At 59.7% G+C, this 18222-nt stretch carries 20 protein-coding genes; 15 read left to right on the top strand and 5 right to left on the bottom strand.

From position 1 onward, the window contains the following. The first annotated feature begins 80 nt into the window (after positions 1–80). From HQN82_RS03460 to HQN82_RS03445, 5 genes are all read left to right on the top strand, one after another. On the top strand, positions 81–1967 hold the full coding sequence (locus HQN82_RS03460; RefSeq protein WP_173614548.1) for an ABCB family ABC transporter ATP-binding protein/permease: 1887 nt from the start codon (positions 81–83) through the stop codon (positions 1965–1967). 164 nt (positions 1968–2131) lie between these two features. Beyond that, positions 2132–2830, top strand: a complete 699-nt coding sequence (locus HQN82_RS03455; RefSeq protein WP_004440992.1) for a phosphatidylserine decarboxylase — start codon at positions 2132–2134, stop codon at positions 2828–2830. A 24-nt stretch (positions 2831–2854) separates the two neighbouring features. Beyond that, positions 2855–3724, top strand: a complete 870-nt coding sequence (pssA, locus tag HQN82_RS03450; RefSeq protein WP_004440987.1) for a CDP-diacylglycerol--serine O-phosphatidyltransferase — start codon at positions 2855–2857, stop codon at positions 3722–3724. Between the two features lie 169 nt (positions 3725–3893). After that, a complete protein-coding gene (locus HQN82_RS25650) occupies positions 3894–4025 on the top strand; it encodes a hypothetical protein (RefSeq protein ID WP_004440985.1) in 132 nt (43 codons plus the stop codon). 386 nt (positions 4026–4411) lie between these two features. Beyond that, positions 4412–5704 carry a GGDEF domain-containing response regulator gene (locus HQN82_RS03445; RefSeq protein ID WP_034496256.1) on the top strand — a complete coding sequence of 431 codons (1293 nt, stop codon included), beginning with the start codon at positions 4412–4414 and terminating at the stop codon, positions 5702–5704. Positions 5705–5924: 220 nt separating this feature from the next. Here the strand turns inward: HQN82_RS03445 and HQN82_RS03440 are convergent, their stop codons facing one another. Together HQN82_RS03440 and HQN82_RS03435 are read right to left on the bottom strand one after the other, a co-directional pair. Next, positions 5925–6686, bottom strand: a complete 762-nt coding sequence (locus HQN82_RS03440; protein WP_045534179.1) for an SOS response-associated peptidase — start codon at positions 6684–6686, stop codon at positions 5925–5927. A 10-nt stretch (positions 6687–6696) separates the two neighbouring features. After that, positions 6697–7020 (bottom strand): YnfA family protein, encoded by a 324-nt coding sequence (locus tag HQN82_RS03435; RefSeq protein WP_006699408.1) that lies wholly within the window; start codon positions 7018–7020, stop codon positions 6697–6699. Between the two features lie 108 nt (positions 7021–7128). Between HQN82_RS03435 and HQN82_RS03430 the strand changes: the two genes are divergently transcribed. The 9 genes from HQN82_RS03430 to HQN82_RS03390 all read left to right on the top strand — a co-directional run bounded on the left by HQN82_RS03430 (position 7129) and on the right by HQN82_RS03390 (position 13058). Further along, a complete protein-coding gene (locus tag HQN82_RS03430) occupies positions 7129–7545 on the top strand; it encodes an NUDIX hydrolase (RefSeq protein ID WP_035210146.1) in 417 nt (138 codons plus the stop codon). A gap of 82 nt (positions 7546–7627) precedes the next feature. Further along, positions 7628–8062 carry a TIGR02301 family protein gene (locus HQN82_RS03425; protein WP_037088929.1) on the top strand — a complete coding sequence of 145 codons (435 nt, stop codon included), beginning with the start codon at positions 7628–7630 and terminating at the stop codon, positions 8060–8062. Positions 8063–8167: 105 nt separating this feature from the next. Then, positions 8168–8425: a hypothetical protein gene (locus HQN82_RS03420; protein WP_003501987.1), complete on the top strand. Its 258-nt coding sequence runs from the start codon at positions 8168–8170 to the stop codon at positions 8423–8425. A gap of 14 nt (positions 8426–8439) precedes the next feature. Then, positions 8440–9207 carry a hypothetical protein gene (locus HQN82_RS03415; RefSeq protein WP_004440964.1) on the top strand — a complete coding sequence of 256 codons (768 nt, stop codon included), beginning with the start codon at positions 8440–8442 and terminating at the stop codon, positions 9205–9207. A 119-nt stretch (positions 9208–9326) separates the two neighbouring features. Further along, a complete protein-coding gene (ygfZ, locus tag HQN82_RS03410; protein WP_173614547.1) occupies positions 9327–10175 on the top strand; it encodes a CAF17-like 4Fe-4S cluster assembly/insertion protein YgfZ in 849 nt (282 codons plus the stop codon). Positions 10176–10177: 2 nt separating this feature from the next. Then, the gene (locus HQN82_RS03405; RefSeq protein WP_022555911.1) at positions 10178–10801 is read left to right on the top strand and encodes a YfbR-like 5'-deoxynucleotidase; all 624 of its coding nucleotides are present in this window, start codon (positions 10178–10180) and stop codon (positions 10799–10801) included. Next, complete coding sequence (locus HQN82_RS03400; protein ID WP_022555910.1) at positions 10798–11316, top strand: tyrosine phosphatase family protein; 519 nt, start codon at positions 10798–10800, stop codon at positions 11314–11316. The genes HQN82_RS03405 and HQN82_RS03400 overlap by 4 nt, the downstream gene beginning before the upstream one ends. 76 nt (positions 11317–11392) lie before the next feature. After that, a complete protein-coding gene (locus tag HQN82_RS03395) occupies positions 11393–12214 on the top strand; it encodes a mechanosensitive ion channel family protein (RefSeq protein WP_072494232.1) in 822 nt (273 codons plus the stop codon). Between the two features lie 157 nt (positions 12215–12371). Then, positions 12372–13058, top strand: coding sequence for a ZinT family metal-binding protein (locus HQN82_RS03390; protein ID WP_173614546.1), 687 nt, complete (start codon positions 12372–12374; stop codon positions 13056–13058). A gap of 179 nt (positions 13059–13237) precedes the next feature. Here HQN82_RS03390 and HQN82_RS03385 read toward each other — a convergent pair whose 3' ends face one another. From HQN82_RS03385 to HQN82_RS03375, 3 genes are all read right to left on the bottom strand, one after another. After that, complete coding sequence (locus HQN82_RS03385; protein ID WP_037088925.1) at positions 13238–14056, bottom strand: ABC transporter permease; 819 nt, start codon at positions 14054–14056, stop codon at positions 13238–13240. Next, on the bottom strand, positions 14053–14841 hold the full coding sequence (locus HQN82_RS03380) for an ABC transporter ATP-binding protein (protein WP_004440947.1): 789 nt from the start codon (positions 14839–14841) through the stop codon (positions 14053–14055). The genes HQN82_RS03385 and HQN82_RS03380 overlap by 4 nt, the downstream gene beginning before the upstream one ends. Positions 14842–15089: 248 nt before the next feature. Then, positions 15090–16133, bottom strand: coding sequence for an ABC transporter substrate-binding protein (locus HQN82_RS03375; RefSeq protein ID WP_107339821.1), 1044 nt, complete (start codon positions 16131–16133; stop codon positions 15090–15092). A 288-nt stretch (positions 16134–16421) separates the two neighbouring features. Between HQN82_RS03375 and HQN82_RS03370 the strand changes: the two genes are divergently transcribed. Next, positions 16422–17981, top strand: a complete 1560-nt coding sequence (locus HQN82_RS03370) for a VOC family protein (RefSeq protein ID WP_112766968.1) — start codon at positions 16422–16424, stop codon at positions 17979–17981. The last annotated feature ends 241 nt before the right edge of the window (positions 17982–18222 follow it).

Raw genomic sequence — 18222 nt, 5'->3', positions numbered from 1 at the left:
GATCCTATCTGTGACGCGCGCGGCGGCTTGACCAAAGCCGCCGTCATGCTGTCGGCTTCCGGCAGTGACCGGAGAGTATGATGGCCACGAAGAAAAAAACCATTTCTGCGGATTCCAGCAATCCCACCCAGACGCTGATCAATCTCTGGCCCTATATGTGGCCGGAGGGGCGGTGGGATCTGAAGATGCGGGTGGTCTGGGCCACCGTATACCTTGTTGTCGCCAAGCTGGTCCTCATCTCCGTCCCCTATTTCTTCAAATGGGCGACGGACGCGCTGAATGGCAGGCTCGATATGGCGGGGCTGGTCCCGGCCTTCCTGCTGGGCGCGGTCGCCATTGTCATCGCCTATAATCTGACGCGGCTGATACAGGTCGGGCTTAACCAGCTGCGCGATTCGCTTTTCGCCAGCGTCGGTCAGCACGCGGTCCGCCAGCTGGCCTACAGAACATTCGTACACATGCACCGGCTTTCGCTGCGCTTCCATCTGGAGCGCAAGACCGGCGGGCTCTCGCGGGTTATCGAGCGTGGCACCAAGGGCATCGAAACCATTGTCCGCTTCACCATCCTCAACACCGCGCCGACCTTCATCGAATTCCTGCTGACGGCAATCATCTTCTGGGCGTCCTACGGCTTTTCCTACGTTCTCGTCACGGTCATCACCGTCTGGGCCTATATCTGGTTCACTGTCCGGGCCAGCAACTGGCGAATCTCCATCCGCCGCGCGATGAACGACAGCGACACCGATGCCAATACCAAGGCAATCGACTCGCTGCTGAATTTCGAGACCGTCAAATATTTCGGCAATGAAGAGATGGAGGCGCAGCGCTTCGATGTCGCAATGGCGCGTTACGAAAAATCGGCGATCTCGATCTGGACCTCGCTCGGCTGGCTGAACTTCGGCCAGGGTGTGATTTTCGGCCTTGGCTCCACCGTCATGATGGTGATGTCGGCGCTTGCCGTGCAGCGCGGCGAACAGACGATCGGTGATTTCGTCTTCATCAATGCACTTTTGCTGCAACTTTCCGTGCCGCTCAATTTCATCGGTTTCGTCTATCGCGAAATCCGCCAGGGCCTCGCCGATATCGAGCAGATGTTCGAGCTTCTGGAAGTGGAAGCCGAGGTTACCGACAGGCCGGGTGCGACGCCGCTCGCCGCCGGTCCCGGCGCGATCTCGTTCCGCGACGTGCATTTTGCCTATGATGCCGAGAGACCGATCCTGAAGGGCATTTCCTTCGACGTGCCGGCGGGCAAGACAGTTGCCATTGTCGGGCCTTCGGGTGCAGGAAAATCAACGATCTCGCGGCTACTCTACCGTTTCTACGATATCCAGGAAGGGGCGATCACGATTGACGGGCAGGATGTCCGCGACGTGACGCAAAAGAGCCTCCGTTCCGTCATCGGCATGGTTCCGCAGGATACGGTGCTGTTCAACGATACACTGGCCTACAATATCCGTTACGGCCGCCCTTCGGCGAATGACGAAGACATCACGGCGGCAGCGGATGCAGCCCAGATCAGCGCCTTCATCGGAAAGCTTCCGGATGGCTACGCCACCATGGTCGGGGAGCGCGGGCTGAAGCTCTCCGGTGGCGAAAAGCAGCGTGTGGCGATTGCCCGGACGATCCTCAAGGCACCGCCGATCCTGATTCTCGACGAGGCGACCTCGGCGCTCGATACGCATACGGAGCAGGAAATCCAGAGCGCGCTTGATATCGTTTCGAAAAACCGCACCACACTGGTCATCGCCCACCGGCTCTCGACGGTAATCGGCGCAGATGAAATCATCGTGCTGAAGGAAGGGCTGATCGCGGAGCGCGGCACGCATACATCCCTGATGGCCCAGAACGGTCTTTACGCCTCGATGTGGAGCCGCCAGCGCGAAGCTATCCGGGCCGAAGAGATGCTGCGCCATGTTCGCGAAACCGACGATCTCGGTGTCGTGGACCGCGGCGAACCAGCGCATTGAGGCGCATAAACGCCTGATAACGGCCCCCGCATGGCAAGGGGACCATTGCCGGGCGGTCCGTTTGGCTGTAACCAGCTAGGCAAAATTTGTCGCACGTCCGTATGGATCATGTCGTATCACGACCACATATAGACGCGACAGACAAAACCGGAGCAAGGAACCATATGAATCTGTTCGACACCATTCGCAACACCATCGTACCGATCCACAAGGAAGGTTATGTCTTCGTAGCCGCTTTCTTCGTGGCATCGCTGGTGCTCGGCTGGATCGCCGAACCGCTGTTCTGGGTCGGCCTGGTGCTGACGGCCTGGTGCGCCTATTTCTTCCGCGATCCCGAGCGCGTGACGCCGCAGGATGACGACCTGATCATCAGCCCCGCCGATGGCAGGGTTTCCGCCGTACAGACCGTCATCCCGCCGCTGGAACTGGAGCTGGGCAAGGAGCCGATGGTGCGTATCTCGGTGTTCATGAACGTCTTCAACTGCCACGTGAACCGTTCGCCGGTCCGCGGCCGCATCGTCAATGTTGCCTACCGTCCCGGCCTGTTTCTCAATGCCGAGGTGGACAAGGCTTCCGAGGACAATGAGCGCAACGGCCTCGTCATCGAAACGTCGCATGGCAAGGTCGGCGTCGTGCAGATCGCCGGCATGGTCGCTCGGCGCATCGTCTGCTGGGTCAAGCCAAACGAGCCCGTCGATGCCGGCGAGCGTTTCGGCCTTATCCGCTTCGGCTCGCGCCTTGACATCTTCCTCCCGGAAGGCTTCCAGCCGCGTGTATCCGTGGGTCAGACGGCAATCGCCGGCGAGACCGTGCTGGCAGAGTTCGGTTCCGCCAAGGGTCCGCTCCTCAGCCGCCGCGGCTGATGACGATCAGGAAAGACATGCGCCATGGAAACGCCGATCGCCGAACCGCCGCAGAACGGAAAACATGAGGGCAGAAAGGACAGCGGCCGCGGGCCGCGCCTGAGAGAAATTCCCTTTCGCCTGCTTGTTCCCAATCTCATCACCGTTCTGGCCATCTGCGCCGGCCTCAGCGGCGTGCGGCTGGCCATCGAAGGGCGTTTCGAACTCGCCGTTGGCATGGTGCTACTCGCGGCCTTCCTCGACGGCATAGACGGGCGCATCGCCCGCATGATGAAAGCGACGTCCAAATTCGGCGAACAGATGGATAGTCTGGCCGATATCGTCAATTTCGGTGTCGCGCCCGCGCTGGTGGTCTATGCCTATCTTCTCGATCAGGCGCGGTCGATCGGCTGGATCGCCGCCCTCATCTATGTCATCGCCGCGGGTCTGCGCCTGGCGCGCTTCAACGTCATGATCGAACGGCCGGTCAAGGCGCCATGGCAGAACGAGTTTTTTGTCGGCGTCCCTGCCCCGATGGGTGCCATGCTGGTGCTGCTGCCGGTCTATCTCGGCTTCCTCGGCGTCGAGCCGGACAAGCCATTCGCTTATGTCGCTGCCGCCTATACCGTGCTGATCGGTTATCTCCTTATCAGCCGCCTCCCGGTCTGGTCGGGAAAATCAGGCACAAGCCGTATCCGCCGCGATCTCGTGCTGCCGATGATCCTCGTCGTCGTTCTCTATGTGGCCATGCTGATGAGCTTCACCTGGGAGGTGCTGGTTCTCACCGTTGCCGCCTATCTCGTCTTCATTCCCATCAGCGCGCGGCTCTGGCACCGCCGATACGGTACGCTGACGATCGAAGAGGACGCGCATGACGACGGAAATGGCGGCAATGGCCTCGATCGCAGCATTTAAAACCGCAGGTATCATTTTTCTTGCTTCACCTATCTGCGCCGTGGCGCAAAATGTCGCACCCTGAACGGCCGGCTTTGCGTTTTCCGCCTCGAATCCGTCAAGATTAGCCGCGAAAGAAGGGGCTCACACGCATCGCAACGGCGTTTGGCGTGAATTGTGGAGAGAGAAAATGACGAACGAGACGAAGGCACAGCCGCAGGCAAAGCCGGACCTCAAAAGCCACTACCGCCCGCTCGGGCTGAAGGCTGTCGCGGCCGCAGCGCTGATGTTGAAGCGCAAGCCCGCAGCCAAAACCGCTTGAAAATAAACGATTTTTCTTAAATCGGACAGGTCGGCGCGTGATAGGTCAGCTGACCGAAGATGGTCAATCCGGGGTAACCGAGCACAACACGGCGCTATGAATGGCGCCGTTTTCTTTTGCTACCGTCATGCGCCATTCCGGCCAGGACCATGGAGCCAATCCGTTATAGTGTAACGTGACTGCAACAAAACCATGCTAAAGTATTCGACTTCCACGAGACGACTGTACGGACAGTCTCGCATCAATTACTGAGAAATTACAGATTTTCTACTTTAGAGATTCATTCCTCTGCGGTTACCAAGATTTCCAATACCGTGACGTGCGGTGGCGAAAGAATGAAGTTTCGTGGAGACATCATGAAAACGGCCATGGGGGGCTTGGGCGGCATGCAGGATAAAATCCTTCTGATTGAAGATTCCGTTGCTCTGTCCATGCTGCTGAAGACGCGCCTTTCGGAAGAGACGCAGGCCGAGGTGATCCATTGCGACAGCATGGCCGCGGCCGATACCCTGCTGCGCGCCCATGATTTCACGCTGGCGCTGACGGGTCTCAATCTTCCCGACGCTCCGAAGGGTGAAATTCTGGCGCTGCTCTCCGAACGCAAAGTGCCCGCCATCGTCTTCACCGCCACAGTGGATGAGGAGGCGCGCAAGCGTTATGCCGAGAAGAAGATCATCGACTATATCGTCAAGGACGGTCACCGCACCGTCGACGCGGTGGTCAAAACCGTCGACAGGATTCTGACCAACAGGCAGTTTTCCGTTCTGGTGGTCGATGATGCGCGGACCGCGCGCTCCGGCCTCGTGGAAATTCTGGAACGGCAGAACTTCAAGGTCAGCGAGGCGCATTCGGGCAATCGCGCGCTGGAAATCCTGGCGCAGGACCCGTCCATCCAGCTCGTCATCACCGATTATCACATGCCCGATATGGACGGCTACGAACTTACGCGCCGCATTCGCGACAGCCGCTCCTCGGAGGATCTGCGCGTGATCGGCATATCATCCTCCACGGACCGGCTGCTTTCTGCAAGCTTCCTGAAAGCGGGCGCGTCGGATTTCGTCTATCGCCCCTTCGTGCCGGAAGAGTTGCAGTGCCGTATCGACAACAACATAGAAACGCTGAAACAGCTCAAGCGCCTGCGCGAACTGGCCGAGCGCGATCATCTGACAGGCTTGCCAAACCGCCGCTCCTTTTTCGAGCGCACCCGTGCGCTCATGGACGTTATCAATGACAATGACGAAAATGGCGCCGTCGCCATCCTCGACATCGATCACTTCAAGAAGATCAACGACACGCTGGGGCACGATGCGGGCGACCGGGCTCTAAAAAAGTTGGCGGAGCTTCTGCATGACAAGTGCGACGCGCACCGCCATATCCCCGCCCGTCTGGGCGGCGAGGAATTCGCGGTCTTCCTGCGTGGCCTGGATGCCCACGCCGCCTATGCGTTCTGCGAAGAATTGCGCGCCCATGTGGAAAAAAGCGGCCGACAATTGAGCGGCAGCAGCCTCGCACTGACGATTTCGCTCGGCGTCGTAGAGATCGAGAAGGGCGAGCCCTTCGACAACCAGTTGAATGCCGCCGATCAGCTGCTCTATCTCGCCAAGGCGAACGGCCGCAACCGCGTCTATTCCGATATCATGATCCAGGAAGGTTTGCAGAAGATCGGGCGGAACGGCTGAGTTTCTTCCGGAACTGAGGCATGGGGAGCCAGCGGATGAGGCTTGTTTCTTCTCCCCGCCGGGGAGAAGCCCGTGGCAGCGGGATGAGGGGGCAAGCCCACCGTATATCTCTGCCGTAGCCCCCTCATCCGACCCTTGCGCCACCTTCTCCCCCTCGGGGAGAAGAATTGGCGGCAATGTCAGAGCTTAGATAACCAGCCTCACACGCTGCGCAAAGACGTCAAAACAGCGACATCTGCCCCTCGTCCTTCGCCGGTTTGATCTTTGCCAGCGGCACGCTTTCCGGCACTGGCTCGATGAGATCGGCGCCGACATTGGCGACCTTGTTGACCTTGTCCGAGACGGGAATCATCTCAAAGAAATCATCCTGAACCGGCCGCATCAGATCGGCGACCTCGCGTGGTTCCTGGGTCTTGCAGTCGAGCCAACGGCTGAAATCCTCAGGCGCGATGACAACGGGCATGCGGTCGTGAATGCGCCCGATGGCGGCATTGGCGGCCGTGGTGAGGATAACGCCGGTATCGACCTCCGAACCATCGGCCGAAGACCATGTCTCCATGAGACCGGCGAAGGCGACGATGCCGCCTTTCTTCGGGCGAATGAAATAGGGCTGCGGTTTGCCGCCCTCTTCCTTCGGCGGACGTCGCCATTCATAAAAGCCGGTCGCAGGCACGAGCACACGGCGATGGCGCATGGCGGCGCGGAAGGAAGCCTTGCCGATTGCCGTTTCCGAACGCGCGTTGATGAGCAGCGGAAAATCCTTCGGGTCCTTGACCCATCCGGGCAGGAAACCCCACCGAACCAGCACTGCCCGGCGATTGGGCAGGTTACTGCCGCGCTCCTGCCGTTCACCCTCCATGACAATCAGTATCGGCTGCGTGGGCGCGATATTGAAGCGGGCGGGGAAATCCTCTAGCCCGATCAGGTCAAGATAATCGGCAATCTCTTCCGGCGTCGCTTTCAGGACGAAACGTCCGCACATATGTTTCTCCTCAACCCCGCGGCCCGAACAGGATGATGGTGGCCCCTGCGAGACAAACGGCGCCGCCGGCGATATCCCATTTGTCCGGCGCGTGGCCCTCGACGCCCCAGAGCCACAAAAGCGAAGCGGCGATATAGATGCCGCCATAAGCGGCATACGCCCTGCCTGCGGCCTCCGCTGGCACCAGCGTCAGGAGCCAGGCAAAGGCGGCCAGCGACAACATGCCCGGCAACAATATCCACGCCGTTCTGCCAAGTTTCAGCCAGGCCCAGAAGGAAAAACAGCCGGCAATTTCGGCAAGAGCCGCCAACGCATAGATAAGATAGATCTTCATTCCACCGTCTTCTGCCTGCACAATCGAACCGATTCTGGACTATAACATCGGCGCAGAAACCGGAATCGATTTTTCCAGACCGTCCGACCGAGACACGCGAAACCTTACATGACCGTACGTATCAAGCCCCGCCTCGCCTCCTCCGCCATCGTCAGAAATGGCGACCGGCTTTTGCTCGTGCGCCGCATCAACCCGCCCTCGAAGGACATGTTCGCCTTTCCCGGCGGCCGGGCCGAGGAAGGCGAAACGCCGGCCGAGACGGCGCTACGTGAACTGCACGAGGAAACCGGCATTGTCGCACGCGATCCGCAACTTTTCGCGACCTACGATCTTCCCTCGCACGATGCAAACGGGACCCTGACGAGCCATTTTTTGCTCTCCGTCTTCACCGTGGAAACGGATGCCGATCCGCTTGTGACCGTCGGTGATGACGCAGCGGACGCAGGCTGGTACACGCTTGCGGAAATCCGCCGACTGCCGGCCCCAGAAAGCGTGGTGGAATGCGCCGAGCGGCTGCTAGCATGATTGCCAGCAGGGCAGAATCGCGATTATCTAGACCCGTCCGCCCGCCGGATGTTCACGAGTATGTGTGGGGCAGAATAAAATTTTGATACGACCAACCATTTTCCTGTCTCTTTTCCTGACCATGCTGCCGACCGGGCAAAACGGCGCCGTTTACGCGCAGCCTTCCAAGGCAGCATCCGAGGCACGTCCTGCGGAAACGGCGCCTCCCAAACCCGCGCCCTATGACGACAAGCTGGCACGGCTGTCGGAAATATTGGGTGCGGTGCAATATCTGAGAACGCTGTGCCCTTCTTCCGGACCGGAGGACTGGCGCAAATCGATGGGCGACCTTCTGGCTGCGGACACGGCCAACGAACCTGAACGACGTCAGCGCATGACGGCTGCATTCAACCGTGGATACCGCTCCTTTGCGGCCATCCACACCAGTTGCACACGTGCCGCCATCATGGCAGAAGAGAACTACCGTAACGAAGGGGCAACACTCGCTCAGGAAATCGCGTCCAGGTTCGGAAATTAGAGGATTATTAACCTCTTTTCGCCGCAGCCCGTGCCGTTTTGATAAAAGGCTGCTAGTGTTGTTAACAGGGTGGTAAGGACTTGCCCGCCCTGTCGAGGATGAAAAATGCAGACAAGCCGTAACGAAATCGACGATATGATCGTGCATGAAAAGATGCAGGTCGCTCTGGAACACCAGAACGAGGCATGGGCTGACGGCATGGCCGACGGCATCGAGCCGGAGATCATCGCCGATGCTGCAATCGCTCTGGCCATGCGCGAAACCATCCGGATCCACGGCGAGGCTGGCGCGGAAGCAATGCTGGAATCGCTGCGTCAGCGCATGCTTCAAGGCGAATTTTCTCCGCAGCGGGTGATACAGTAAAGCCGGGGTCTATCATGTCTTGCCTGAGCAAGGGGCTTTTGCGCTCTTCCGCCCTGCTATCCATCGTGCTCGCTCTGACCGCCGGGTCGATTGGCCTGCCGGGCCAAGCCTTTGCGCTTTCCGAGCTGAAGCCGGCCCAGAACAACGAAGGCGAGCCACAGGCTCAGAAGGGCGAACAGCCTGAGCAGACCGCGCCCGCCGAGCCGGACGAAATCGAGGGCGATTCGGAAGGCATTCCCCTGCCCGACCCTCTGGTCGACCGATCTGCCGCCCAGACGAACCAGCAATCCTCCAAGCCGGACAATACCCCCGAAATGTCAGTGGTCATCGAGCACGATATTTCCAAGGCACCGGAAGCCGTACGCAAGCTGCGCCAACAGATCATCGACGCGGCAGCGACGGGCGATATTGAAAAGTTGCGGCCATTCATCGCTGCTGGCCAGAAAGAATTCCGCATCGACGGCAATGACGGCGAAGACCCGATCGCAGCACTGAAAAGCTATTCAGGAGATACCGACGGGCTGGAAGTGCTGGCGATCATCATCGACCTCCTGTCGACCGGTTACGCCCATATTGATGCCGGCACGCCGGACGAAGCCTATGTTTTCCCCTATTTCGCCGGAAAGCCGCTCAACACGCTGACACCGCCGGAAAAAGTGGAACTGCTGCGCATCATCACCGCCGGCGACCTTGCGGATATGCAGGAATACGGCAATTACAGCTTCTATCGCATCGGCATCTCGCCTGATGGCAAGTGGAAGTTCTTCACCGCCGGCGATTGATCCTATCCCGGCGCTTGCCGTTCTTTTGCAAAAATCCTAACTGTGCGGAATGAGCGTCCGGCACCGGTACATGTGCTGTTGCCCAGACGCATAGTCTCGACGAACCGAACGGTGACGCCATGCCTTCCGCTTTTCTTCCCGACCGCCGCCTGATCCGGATTTCCGGCACCGGCGCCGAGGAGTTTCTGAACAATCTCATTACCACCGATGTGGAGCATCTGCCTGAAGGGGAAGCCCGCGCCTGCGCGCTTCTGACCCCTCAGGGCAAGATCCTGTTCGATTTCCTCATCGCGCGCGACGGAACGGACTATCTCATCGAGATCACCGCGTCCGAACAGGAAGCGCTGTTGCGCCGCCTGACGATGTACAAGCTGCGCGCTCCCGTCGATCTGAAAGCGGAAGCCGCCGAAGGTGTGAGCGTTTTCTGGGGGGAACAGCCACCTCAGCCGGCGTTAAGGGACGGCCGTTTCGCCAAGGCGGGTCTCGATCTATTCCGCATTCCGGGCGCAACTGCCGCTGGCGACGCAGCCGTCTATGATGTGCTGCGTGTCGAATACGGCATTGCCGAAGCTGGCCGCGACTATGCGCTGCAGGATGCTTTTCCGCATGACGTGCTGATGGATGTGAACGACGGGGTGTCATTCAAGAAGGGCTGCTTTGTCGGCCAGGAAGTTGTATCGCGCATGAAACATCGCGGCACGGCAAGGCGGCGTGTTGTCCTTGTTTCAGCGCAGGACGCCCTCCCCGGCAGCGGCGTGGACATTACCGCACAGGGCAAATCCGTCGGCACGCTCGGCACCGTCTGCGGCAACAAGGCACTCGCCGTCGCGCGCATCGACCGCATTGCCGCGGCGCTCGCGTCCGGCACGCCGCTTCTCGCGGAAACTGTTCCCGTCGCCGTTGCCCTGCCCGCCTGGAGCGGTCTTTCCTTCCCGGCGGCCGATCCGGCGGCACAGGCGGAGGAATAGAGGTGGCCTCCGTCAAAGGCCCGCGCGCCTGGCAGCGCATGCTGTCCGGACGGCGGCTCGATCTGCTCGACCCTTCGCCGCTCGACGTGGAAATCGCCGATATTGCCCATGGGCTTGCCCGCGTTGCCCGCTGGAACGGCCAGACGCGTGGCGACCACGCCTTTTCAGTCGCTCAGCACTGCCTCATCGTCGAGACGATCTTCTGCCGCATGTGCACGGCCGCGACCCCCGATGAAATGCAGATGGCGCTTCTGCACGATGCGCCGGAATATGTGATCGGCGACATGATCTCTCCGTTCAAATCCGTGGTCGGCGGCGGTTACAAGACTGTGGAAAAGCGGCTTGAGGCCGCCGTGCATCTGCGCTTCGGCCTGCCGCCGCATGCATCGCGCGAGTTGAAGGACCGCATCAAGAAGGCCGACACGGTCGCCGCCTTTTTCGAGGCGACGGAGCTTGCCGGTTTTTCCACGGCCGAGGCGCAAAAATTTTTCGGCCTGCCACGCGGTATTACCCGCGACATGTTCGACATCACGCCGCTTCCCTCCACGGAAGCGCAAAAGCTGTTCATCCAGCGTTTTGAGGCCATCGAGACCATGCGCGGGACGAACCCCGGGGGTGCCAAATGACGGCCATCGTGGTTTCACCGCTCGGACGGATCGCGGAAATGGCCGTGAAGCACAAGGCCCGGGAAATGGTGACATTGATCGCCAGGGAGCAGACATTTCACCGCCCCGCGGTTATTGCCGCCGAACGGCATCTGACGCTTGCGATGAACGACATCTGCTTCAAGGGTACCGGCAATCTTATCGCCCCTGACGATGCGCATGTGCTGAAGCTCATCGAGTTCGCGCATGAATGGGATCAGACGGCCCCGTTGCTTATCCATTGCTGGATGGGCGTTTCGCGCTCGCCTGCGGCTGCCGTCATCGCCGCGCTCAGTCTTTACCCTGATCAGGATGAGACTGAACTTGCGCTGCGTCTGCGCGCCGCCTCGCCCTATGCCACTCCGAATGCCCGCATCATCGCCATCGGCGACCGGCTGCTCGGCCGGAAGGGTCGTCTGGAGGCGGCTATCAAGGCGATAGGCAGGGGCGCGGACACCGACGGCAATGTGCCTTTCGTGCTGCCACTTCGCAGTTGACAACCGGTTTTGGCGGAACCCCTTCGGAACGCAGTCGTTACCAACCCTGAACGCAAATAAAATCACGGGACGATTCATGGAACAACAGGCAACGGATATCATTGTCGCATCGCAAGCGGCCGTAAGACAGGCGAGCGCACTGGCGGTGCAATATTCCTTTTCGGTGATCGGTGCACTTCTGCTGTTAATCGTCGGCTGGCTGGCCGCTGCCTTTCTTCAACGCTGGGCCTTTCAGGGCCTGTCGCGCATTCGCGGCTTCGATGCGACGCTTGCCGGATTCTTCGCGGGCGCCATTCGTTATGTCGTCCTCATTCTCGTCATCGTGATGGTGCTGGGCCAGTTCGGGGTGCAGACGGCCTCAATTCTGGCGGCCCTCGGCGCCGCCGGTCTTGCCATTGGCCTCGCACTTCAGGGAACGCTGCAGAACATTGCCGCCGGCATCATGCTGCTGGTGCTGCGTCCCTTCCGGGTCGGGGAATATATCGAAACCAGCAGCGTCAGCGGGACGATCATCGAGATCGGACTGTTTGCGACCGAGCTGAAGACCAGCGACGGCCTTTACCGTCTGGCGCCCAACTCGACGCTCTGGAACGTGCCGATCACCAATTTCAGCCGCTTTCCTTCTCGCCGTCACGAATTGAGCCTGACGGTGAAAAACGATGAGAATCTCGCCGCTGCGCAGGACATGCTGATGAATGTCGTACGCTCGGAAAGCCGGGTGCTGCTTGACCCAGCCCCTGTCACCTTTGTCGATTCGGTGAGCGCCGACAGCGCCACCGTCAAATTGCGTTACTGGGTGCGTAGCGACAGCTATTTCGTGACGACCCGCGATGTGACGAAAGCGATGAAACTCGCGTTCGACGAGCGTAAGGCGGAAGTGAGCGCACAGCCGGCCTGAGACGTCACCCCCATTTTTCTGCAAGCGCGATGGTTGCAAGAGCCGTCGCGCTTTTTCGGTGCCTCGCGCTGTAGCGCACTTGCATCCGGCTGATGCGATCTCTATAGCTTCATACGTAATGTTATTACGTAACCTATCTTAGGAGAGAGCCGAAACAATGCAGAAGACAATCACCCGCCTCACCGGCGCTGTCGCACTTGGTTCCATGCTGTTGGCGGCGACCACGACAATGGCTGCCGGTGGCGACAAATCCGCAGCCCACAGCCATGAGCACGGGCACGATCACGGCCATCAGATGACCGAAGCTGAAAAGCAGATCTACAAGGGTTATTTCGAGGATGCCCAGGTGAAACCACGCACACTTTCCGATTGGGAAGGCGACTGGCAATCCGTTTATCCCTACCTGCTGAACGGCTCGCTCGATCCCGTCATGGCGGAAAAGGCGGCTCATGGCGACAAGACGGCCGCCGAATACCGCGCCTATTACGAGGTCGGCTACAAGACCGACGTGAACCGTATCGTCATCAAGAGCGGCAGCGTGGCGTTTTATAAAAATGGCAAACCCGCTGAAGGCACCTATGTCAGCGACGGCCACGAAATCCTGACCTACAAGAAGGGCAATCGTGGTGTCCGCTACATCTTCAAGAAAACCGGCGGCGATGAGGCCGCACCGCAATTCATCCAGTTCAGCGATCACTCCATCGCACCGGTCAAGGCCGGCCATTACCATCTCTATTGGGGCAACGACCGCAAGGCATTGCTGGACGAAGTGACCAATTGGCCAACCTATTATCCGTTCCTGATGGACGGCGCCGATATCGTCAAGGAAATGGCGGCGCATTGAGCTATAGCAGGCTCGCGGCTTTCCGGAGCGTGAGGCCGAGCAAGCAGGTCTTTCGCCTTCTCCCCGCCGGGGAGAAGGTCGCGGCAGCGGGTTGAGGGGGCAAGCTCTCCGCATATCTGTGCCGTCGCCCCCTGATCTGGCCCTTCGGGCCACCGTCTCCCGGCGGAGAAAAGAAAGACTCACTGCCCCATGGTGGAGCGATGCGCCCAGCCCGTCATGCGCTTTTCGAGCCAGGCCATGATGGCATACATGACGATGCCTTCCACCGCGAGCATCAGCAGGCCGGCAAAGACCAGCGGCACATTGAACTGGCTCTGCGCCGAACTCATCATGTTGCCGAGGCCATAATTGGAGGCGACGGTTTCCGAGACGACTGAGCCGACGAAGGCGAGCGTGATCGCGATTTTGAGTGAGCCGAAGAAATAGGGCATGGACCGCGGAATACCGACCTTCAACATGATGTCCATCTTCTTGGCACCGAGCGCCCGCAGCACGTCTTCGGTTTCCGGCTCAATGGTGGCAAGCCCGGTCGCCACATTAACGACGATCGGGAAGAAGGAGATCAAAAAGGCGGTCAGAACGGCGGGAACCGTGCCGATGCCGAACCAGATGACGAGGATGGGCACCAGCGCCACCTTGGGGATGGCGTTGAAACCGATCATCAGCGGATAAAGCCCGGCATAGATGGTTTTCGACCAGCCAATGAACAGGCCAATAGCAAGACCGGCGACCACGGCAAGGGCAAAGCCCAGTGTCGTCGTATAAAGTGTCTGCAGCGAGTTTTTCCAGATCGGCGACCAATATTGCATGATGGCCTGGCCCACCCTTACCGGGGATGGCAGGATCGTGGGCGGCATTTTCAGCGCATGGACGAGCAGTTCCCACACCACGAAGAGCGCCAGCGTATAAAGCCAGGGAGCGGCTTTCACCCAGTTGACGCGGGCAATCAGCGGCTTCGGCGGTTCGGCCGCCACGGTGCTTTCCACGATCGCGCTCATGCCGCCACCCTCGCCTGCGCGATTTCGCCATGCAGTTCCTGCACCATGTCGTTAAAACCCTTGTCATACATGATGTCGAGCTGGCGCGGGCGTGCAAATGGCACGCGGTGTTCGGCGAGCACCCGGCCCGGCCTCGCACTCATAACGAAAATCTTGTCGGCCAAAAATGTCGCCTCGCGCAGATCGTGGGTCACCAGGATGATAGTGACGCGCTGCGCGGCGTGCAGGTCGCGTATGACGCACCACAATTCCTCGCGGGTGAAGGCATCGAGCGCACCGAAAGGTTCGTCCAGCATCAGCAGTTCCGGTTCGTGAATCAGCGCACGGCAAAGATTGGCGCGCTGCTGCATGCCGCCGGAAAGCTGCCACGGATACTTCGAACCAAAACCTTTGAGGCCGACGATTTCCAGAAGGCGCTCGGCTTTCGCGACATATTCCGCCTTGTGGGCGCGCAGACGTCGGCGATGTTTTTCGACGATCTCCAGCGGCAGCAGGATATTTTCGAGCGTCGTGCGCCAGGGCAGCATTGTCGGGTTCTGAAACGCCATGCCGACTATGGAAACCGGCTCCGTGACCTGCCGTCCGGCGACGATGACATTGCCCTTCTGCGGAATATGCAGCCCCGTCACCAGTTTCATCAGGGTCGACTTACCGCAGCCAGACGGGCCGACCACGGCCGCGAATTCACCCTTGTCGACCGTCAGGTTCAAGCCGGAGACGGCCAGCGTGCCGGCCGACCCGCCGTAGCGCATGTCGACATTATCTATTTCCACGAGATGTGACATCGCGATCCCCATTTTCAGGCTGGAACGGGCGCTTATGGCCTTCGTTACTCCCGCCGCAATTCCTTAGGCTGCCGGCCATACCCGGCGTTGCCGCTTGTTTCTTCTCCCCGATGGGGGAGAAGGTGGCCCGAAGGGTCGGATGAGGGGGAAACGTCAGCGGTAGACCGAGAGCTTGCTCCCTCATCCCGCTACCGCGGACTTCTCCCCGGCGGGGAGAAGAAACCTGCGGCACCCGCTCATTTTACCCATCAGGGAAGCATGCGTTCTGCCTTGGCCGGCAGGTAGGTCGCGTCGAACACCTGCTCCGCCTTGACGTTGCCCTTCAGGCCCATGGACACCTTGAGCGTCTCCAGCGAGGCGGCAAGCCGGCTTGGCTCGACGCCGCCCATACCGTTTTCCACCACATAGGGCGTCTTGATGTTCATGCTGTTGGCCATGTTCAGGCGTTCGAGTTCGATGGCACTGTCGAGCGTTTCGTTGCGCTTGAGAACAGCAGCCACGCCCTCTTCGGGGTTCTTGACGGAATCAGCAAAACCCTTCGCCAGCGCTTTCAGGAAACCTTTCACCGCTTCAGGGTTTTTCTCAGCGAAATCAGTGTTTACCAGCACTGCATTGCCATAGAGATTCAAGCCGTGCTCGGCCATCAGAATGGTCGAGATATCATCGTCACCGATGCCCTGCTTCTTGAGATTGAGGATCACCGAAAAGGCAAAACCGAAAACCGCATCGACATCACCCTTGGCGAGCATCGGCTCACGCACCGGGAAACCGATCGATTCGATCTTGATCTTGCTGTCATCGAGACCGGCGACCTGCTTGAAAGCCGGCCATTGCGCAAAAGCGCCATCCGGCGGCGGCGCGCCGAGCTTCTTGCCTTCCAGCGATTTCGGATCGCCGGTGACGCCAAGCGACTTGCGGCCAACAACGGCAAAAGTGGGCCGCTCATAAACCATATAGACGGCCTTGACCTTCTGGCTCGGATCCTCATCGAGGAACTTCATCACCGAGTTGATGTCGCCGAAACCCATCTGGTAGGCGCCGGTCGCGACACGCGGAATGGCTTCGACCGAGCCGTTGCCGCTGTCGATGGTGACGTCGAGGCCCTCGGCCTTGAAGTACCCCTTGTCGAGTGCCAGCAGGAAACCGGCGGCCGGACCTTCGAACTTCCAGTCGAGCGTGAATTTCACCGGCGTTTCTGCCCGCGCCTCCCCCGCTGGCAGCGAAAAGCCGGCGGACACACCGATGGCGGTAATGGCCAGAGCTCTGGTCAACAACCTGCGCGTTAAAATCATCTGTTCCCCCTGATGGTTTTGTTGGATTGGTTGCATAAGACCCAATTCCGACCTCCAAGGCAAGACAAAATTGCATACAAAATAGCCGTTATTTTGTATGCTTATTTTATATGCACAATTACTCGCGAGCCAGGCAAAAAGCCGGCATTCTGCACATCGCGCATGCAACGAAGCGAGAGCAGTATCGTTCACGCAGAGAACACAGCGTTCTCATTTGCCGGGGTTGCGGATCAGGGGCAGCGTGAGACAAATAGGCCACGAACAGCAGGCGGCTACAGCGGGGGCAAGATGAATTCTGCACTGGGCATACACCACATCACGATGATCACCCGAAAGGTGCAGGCGAATGTGGATTTTTACGCCGGCTTTCTGGGCTTGCGGCTGGCCAAACGCACGGCGGGCTTCGAAGACGCCATGCAGCTTCATCTGCTCTATGGCGATGACATCGCCTCGCCCGGTTCCCTGCTGACTTTTCTGGTGTGGGAGGATGGTGGCCAAGGTCGCGTGGGTTATGGCCAGACGCTGGAAATTTCCGTGGCGATCGATCCTGCCGCCATCGGCTTCTGGCTAACGCGGGCGCTGAGATTCGGCATCCGGGCGGAAGGTCCCTCCGACGAATTCGGGGAGCCCGTGATTCGGCTGAAAGACCCTGACGGCCTGATCGTCAAGCTGGTCGGCACTCAGGCGTTTGACGACGCTACGCCGCACGTGACGAAAGACATTACCGAAGAGGACGCCATTCGCCGCATCTACGGTGCGACCGTGCTGAGCGAAGTGCCGGAAGAAACCGTGGCTTTTCTCGAAAAACACTTCGGATATAGGCAGGTAAGCCAGACGGGCGCAATTCGCCGGCTCGTTTCCGGGAGCGGCGACATTATCGATGTGCGCGACGCCACGGGCTTCTGGTCCAGCGCGCCGGGCACTGGCACGGTGGATCACATAGCCTTCCGCGCGAAAGACATGGATGAGTTGAACTCGGTTCTAACCGGGCTGAAATCACTGAACTCCAGCACCACCAACGCCCATGACCGCAAATATTTCCATTCGCTCTACGTCCGCGAACCGGGCGGGGTATTGATCGAAATGGCAACCGACGGGCCGGGTATGACAGTGGACGAACCGCTGGAATCGCTCGGCGAAAAACTGTTCATCCCGCCGCTCTTCATGAAGGATGAGGCGGATGTGCGTGTCGCCCTGCCGCAATTTGCGATGCCTGGCGAAGAGCGCATCGTCTATCGCGACCTGCCCTTTGTACACCGTTTCTACACGCCCGAAGAGCCTGATGGCAGCACCATGATTCTGCTGCACGGTTCCGGCGGAAGTGAAACAAGCCTGATGCCGCTGGCGCACCGGGCAGCACCGGGCGCGACGCTTCTCGGCGTCCGCGGCCGCAGTACGGAAGAAGGGATTGCCCGGTGGTTCCGGCGTTATCCCGATTTCAGCTTCGACCAGAACGATATCGTCTCGGAAGCGGAAGCCTTCGCCGCATTCGTGGAAGGGGCAATCCGCTCCTATGGGCTCGATCGTTCGAAACTGCGGTTTATCGGCCATTCCAATGGGGCAAACTTCTATGCGGCCTTTGCCGCGCTTTATCCGGAGCTTGCCGGGGACGCCCTGCTGTACCGCCCGATGCCTGTTCTCGAAACATGGCCGGAAAGTGATCTTTCCGGCCGCAGCTTCCTGCTTGTTGCGGGAGAACGCGACAAATACCGCGACGGGGCGAGCGTGCTGCATGACAGGCTTGCGGCAAACGGCGCAAGGGTTGAGGTGGAAACGCTGGAGGATGGGCACGAACTCGGGCTCACGGATATCGAAGTGGCGCGGCGCTGGCTGGCGGATGTTCCCTGATTTTCGGGGGATGCGCATAAGCCGAGCGGATGTCGCCCATTTCTTCTCGCCCAGGGGAGAAAGTGGTCTGAAGGGTCGGTTGAGGGGGGGGGCAAGCTCTCGGTTTATTTCTACCCTCGCCCCCTCATCCCACTGCCGCAGACTTCTCCCCTCGGGGAGAAGACGCGGATGCGAGCGCTCGCTCCCCTCGGTAACCCACAACCTCATCAACCGGGCCTTGCATAAATTCACCAAAAGGGCT

The organism is Agrobacterium pusense (assembly GCF_013285525.1).
Taxonomy (GTDB): Bacteria; Pseudomonadota; Alphaproteobacteria; order Rhizobiales; family Rhizobiaceae; genus Agrobacterium; species Agrobacterium pusense.
Note: the sequence above shows the minus strand (reverse complement) of the source record. Positions and strands in the feature narration are given on the sequence as shown.

Coding starts and splice junctions, on each gene's coding strand:
- pssA (WP_004440987.1), top strand. CDS start 2,855: ATGGAAACGCCGATCGCCGAACCGCCGCAGAACGGAAAACATGAGGGC.
- HQN82_RS03415 (WP_004440964.1), top strand. CDS start 8,440: ATGTCTTGCCTGAGCAAGGGGCTTTTGCGCTCTTCCGCCCTGCTATCC.
- HQN82_RS03395 (WP_072494232.1), top strand. CDS start 11,393: ATGGAACAACAGGCAACGGATATCATTGTCGCATCGCAAGCGGCCGTA.
- HQN82_RS03420 (WP_003501987.1), top strand. CDS start 8,168: ATGCAGACAAGCCGTAACGAAATCGACGATATGATCGTGCATGAAAAG.
- HQN82_RS03435 (WP_006699408.1), bottom strand. CDS start 7,020: ATGAAGATCTATCTTATCTATGCGTTGGCGGCTCTTGCCGAAATTGCC.
- HQN82_RS03445 (WP_034496256.1), top strand. CDS start 4,412: ATGCAGGATAAAATCCTTCTGATTGAAGATTCCGTTGCTCTGTCCATG.
- HQN82_RS03380 (WP_004440947.1), bottom strand. CDS start 14,841: ATGTCACATCTCGTGGAAATAGATAATGTCGACATGCGCTACGGCGGG.
- HQN82_RS03370 (WP_112766968.1), top strand. CDS start 16,422: ATGAATTCTGCACTGGGCATACACCACATCACGATGATCACCCGAAAG.
- HQN82_RS03390 (WP_173614546.1), top strand. CDS start 12,372: ATGCAGAAGACAATCACCCGCCTCACCGGCGCTGTCGCACTTGGTTCC.
- HQN82_RS03455 (WP_004440992.1), top strand. CDS start 2,132: ATGAATCTGTTCGACACCATTCGCAACACCATCGTACCGATCCACAAG.
- HQN82_RS03460 (WP_173614548.1), top strand. CDS start 81: ATGGCCACGAAGAAAAAAACCATTTCTGCGGATTCCAGCAATCCCACC.
- ygfZ (WP_173614547.1), top strand. CDS start 9,327: ATGCCTTCCGCTTTTCTTCCCGACCGCCGCCTGATCCGGATTTCCGGC.
- HQN82_RS03400 (WP_022555910.1), top strand. CDS start 10,798: ATGACGGCCATCGTGGTTTCACCGCTCGGACGGATCGCGGAAATGGCC.
- HQN82_RS03375 (WP_107339821.1), bottom strand. CDS start 16,133: ATGATTTTAACGCGCAGGTTGTTGACCAGAGCTCTGGCCATTACCGCC.
- HQN82_RS03440 (WP_045534179.1), bottom strand. CDS start 6,686: ATGTGCGGACGTTTCGTCCTGAAAGCGACGCCGGAAGAGATTGCCGAT.
- HQN82_RS25650 (WP_004440985.1), top strand. CDS start 3,894: ATGACGAACGAGACGAAGGCACAGCCGCAGGCAAAGCCGGACCTCAAA.
- HQN82_RS03430 (WP_035210146.1), top strand. CDS start 7,129: ATGACCGTACGTATCAAGCCCCGCCTCGCCTCCTCCGCCATCGTCAGA.
- HQN82_RS03385 (WP_037088925.1), bottom strand. CDS start 14,056: ATGAGCGCGATCGTGGAAAGCACCGTGGCGGCCGAACCGCCGAAGCCG.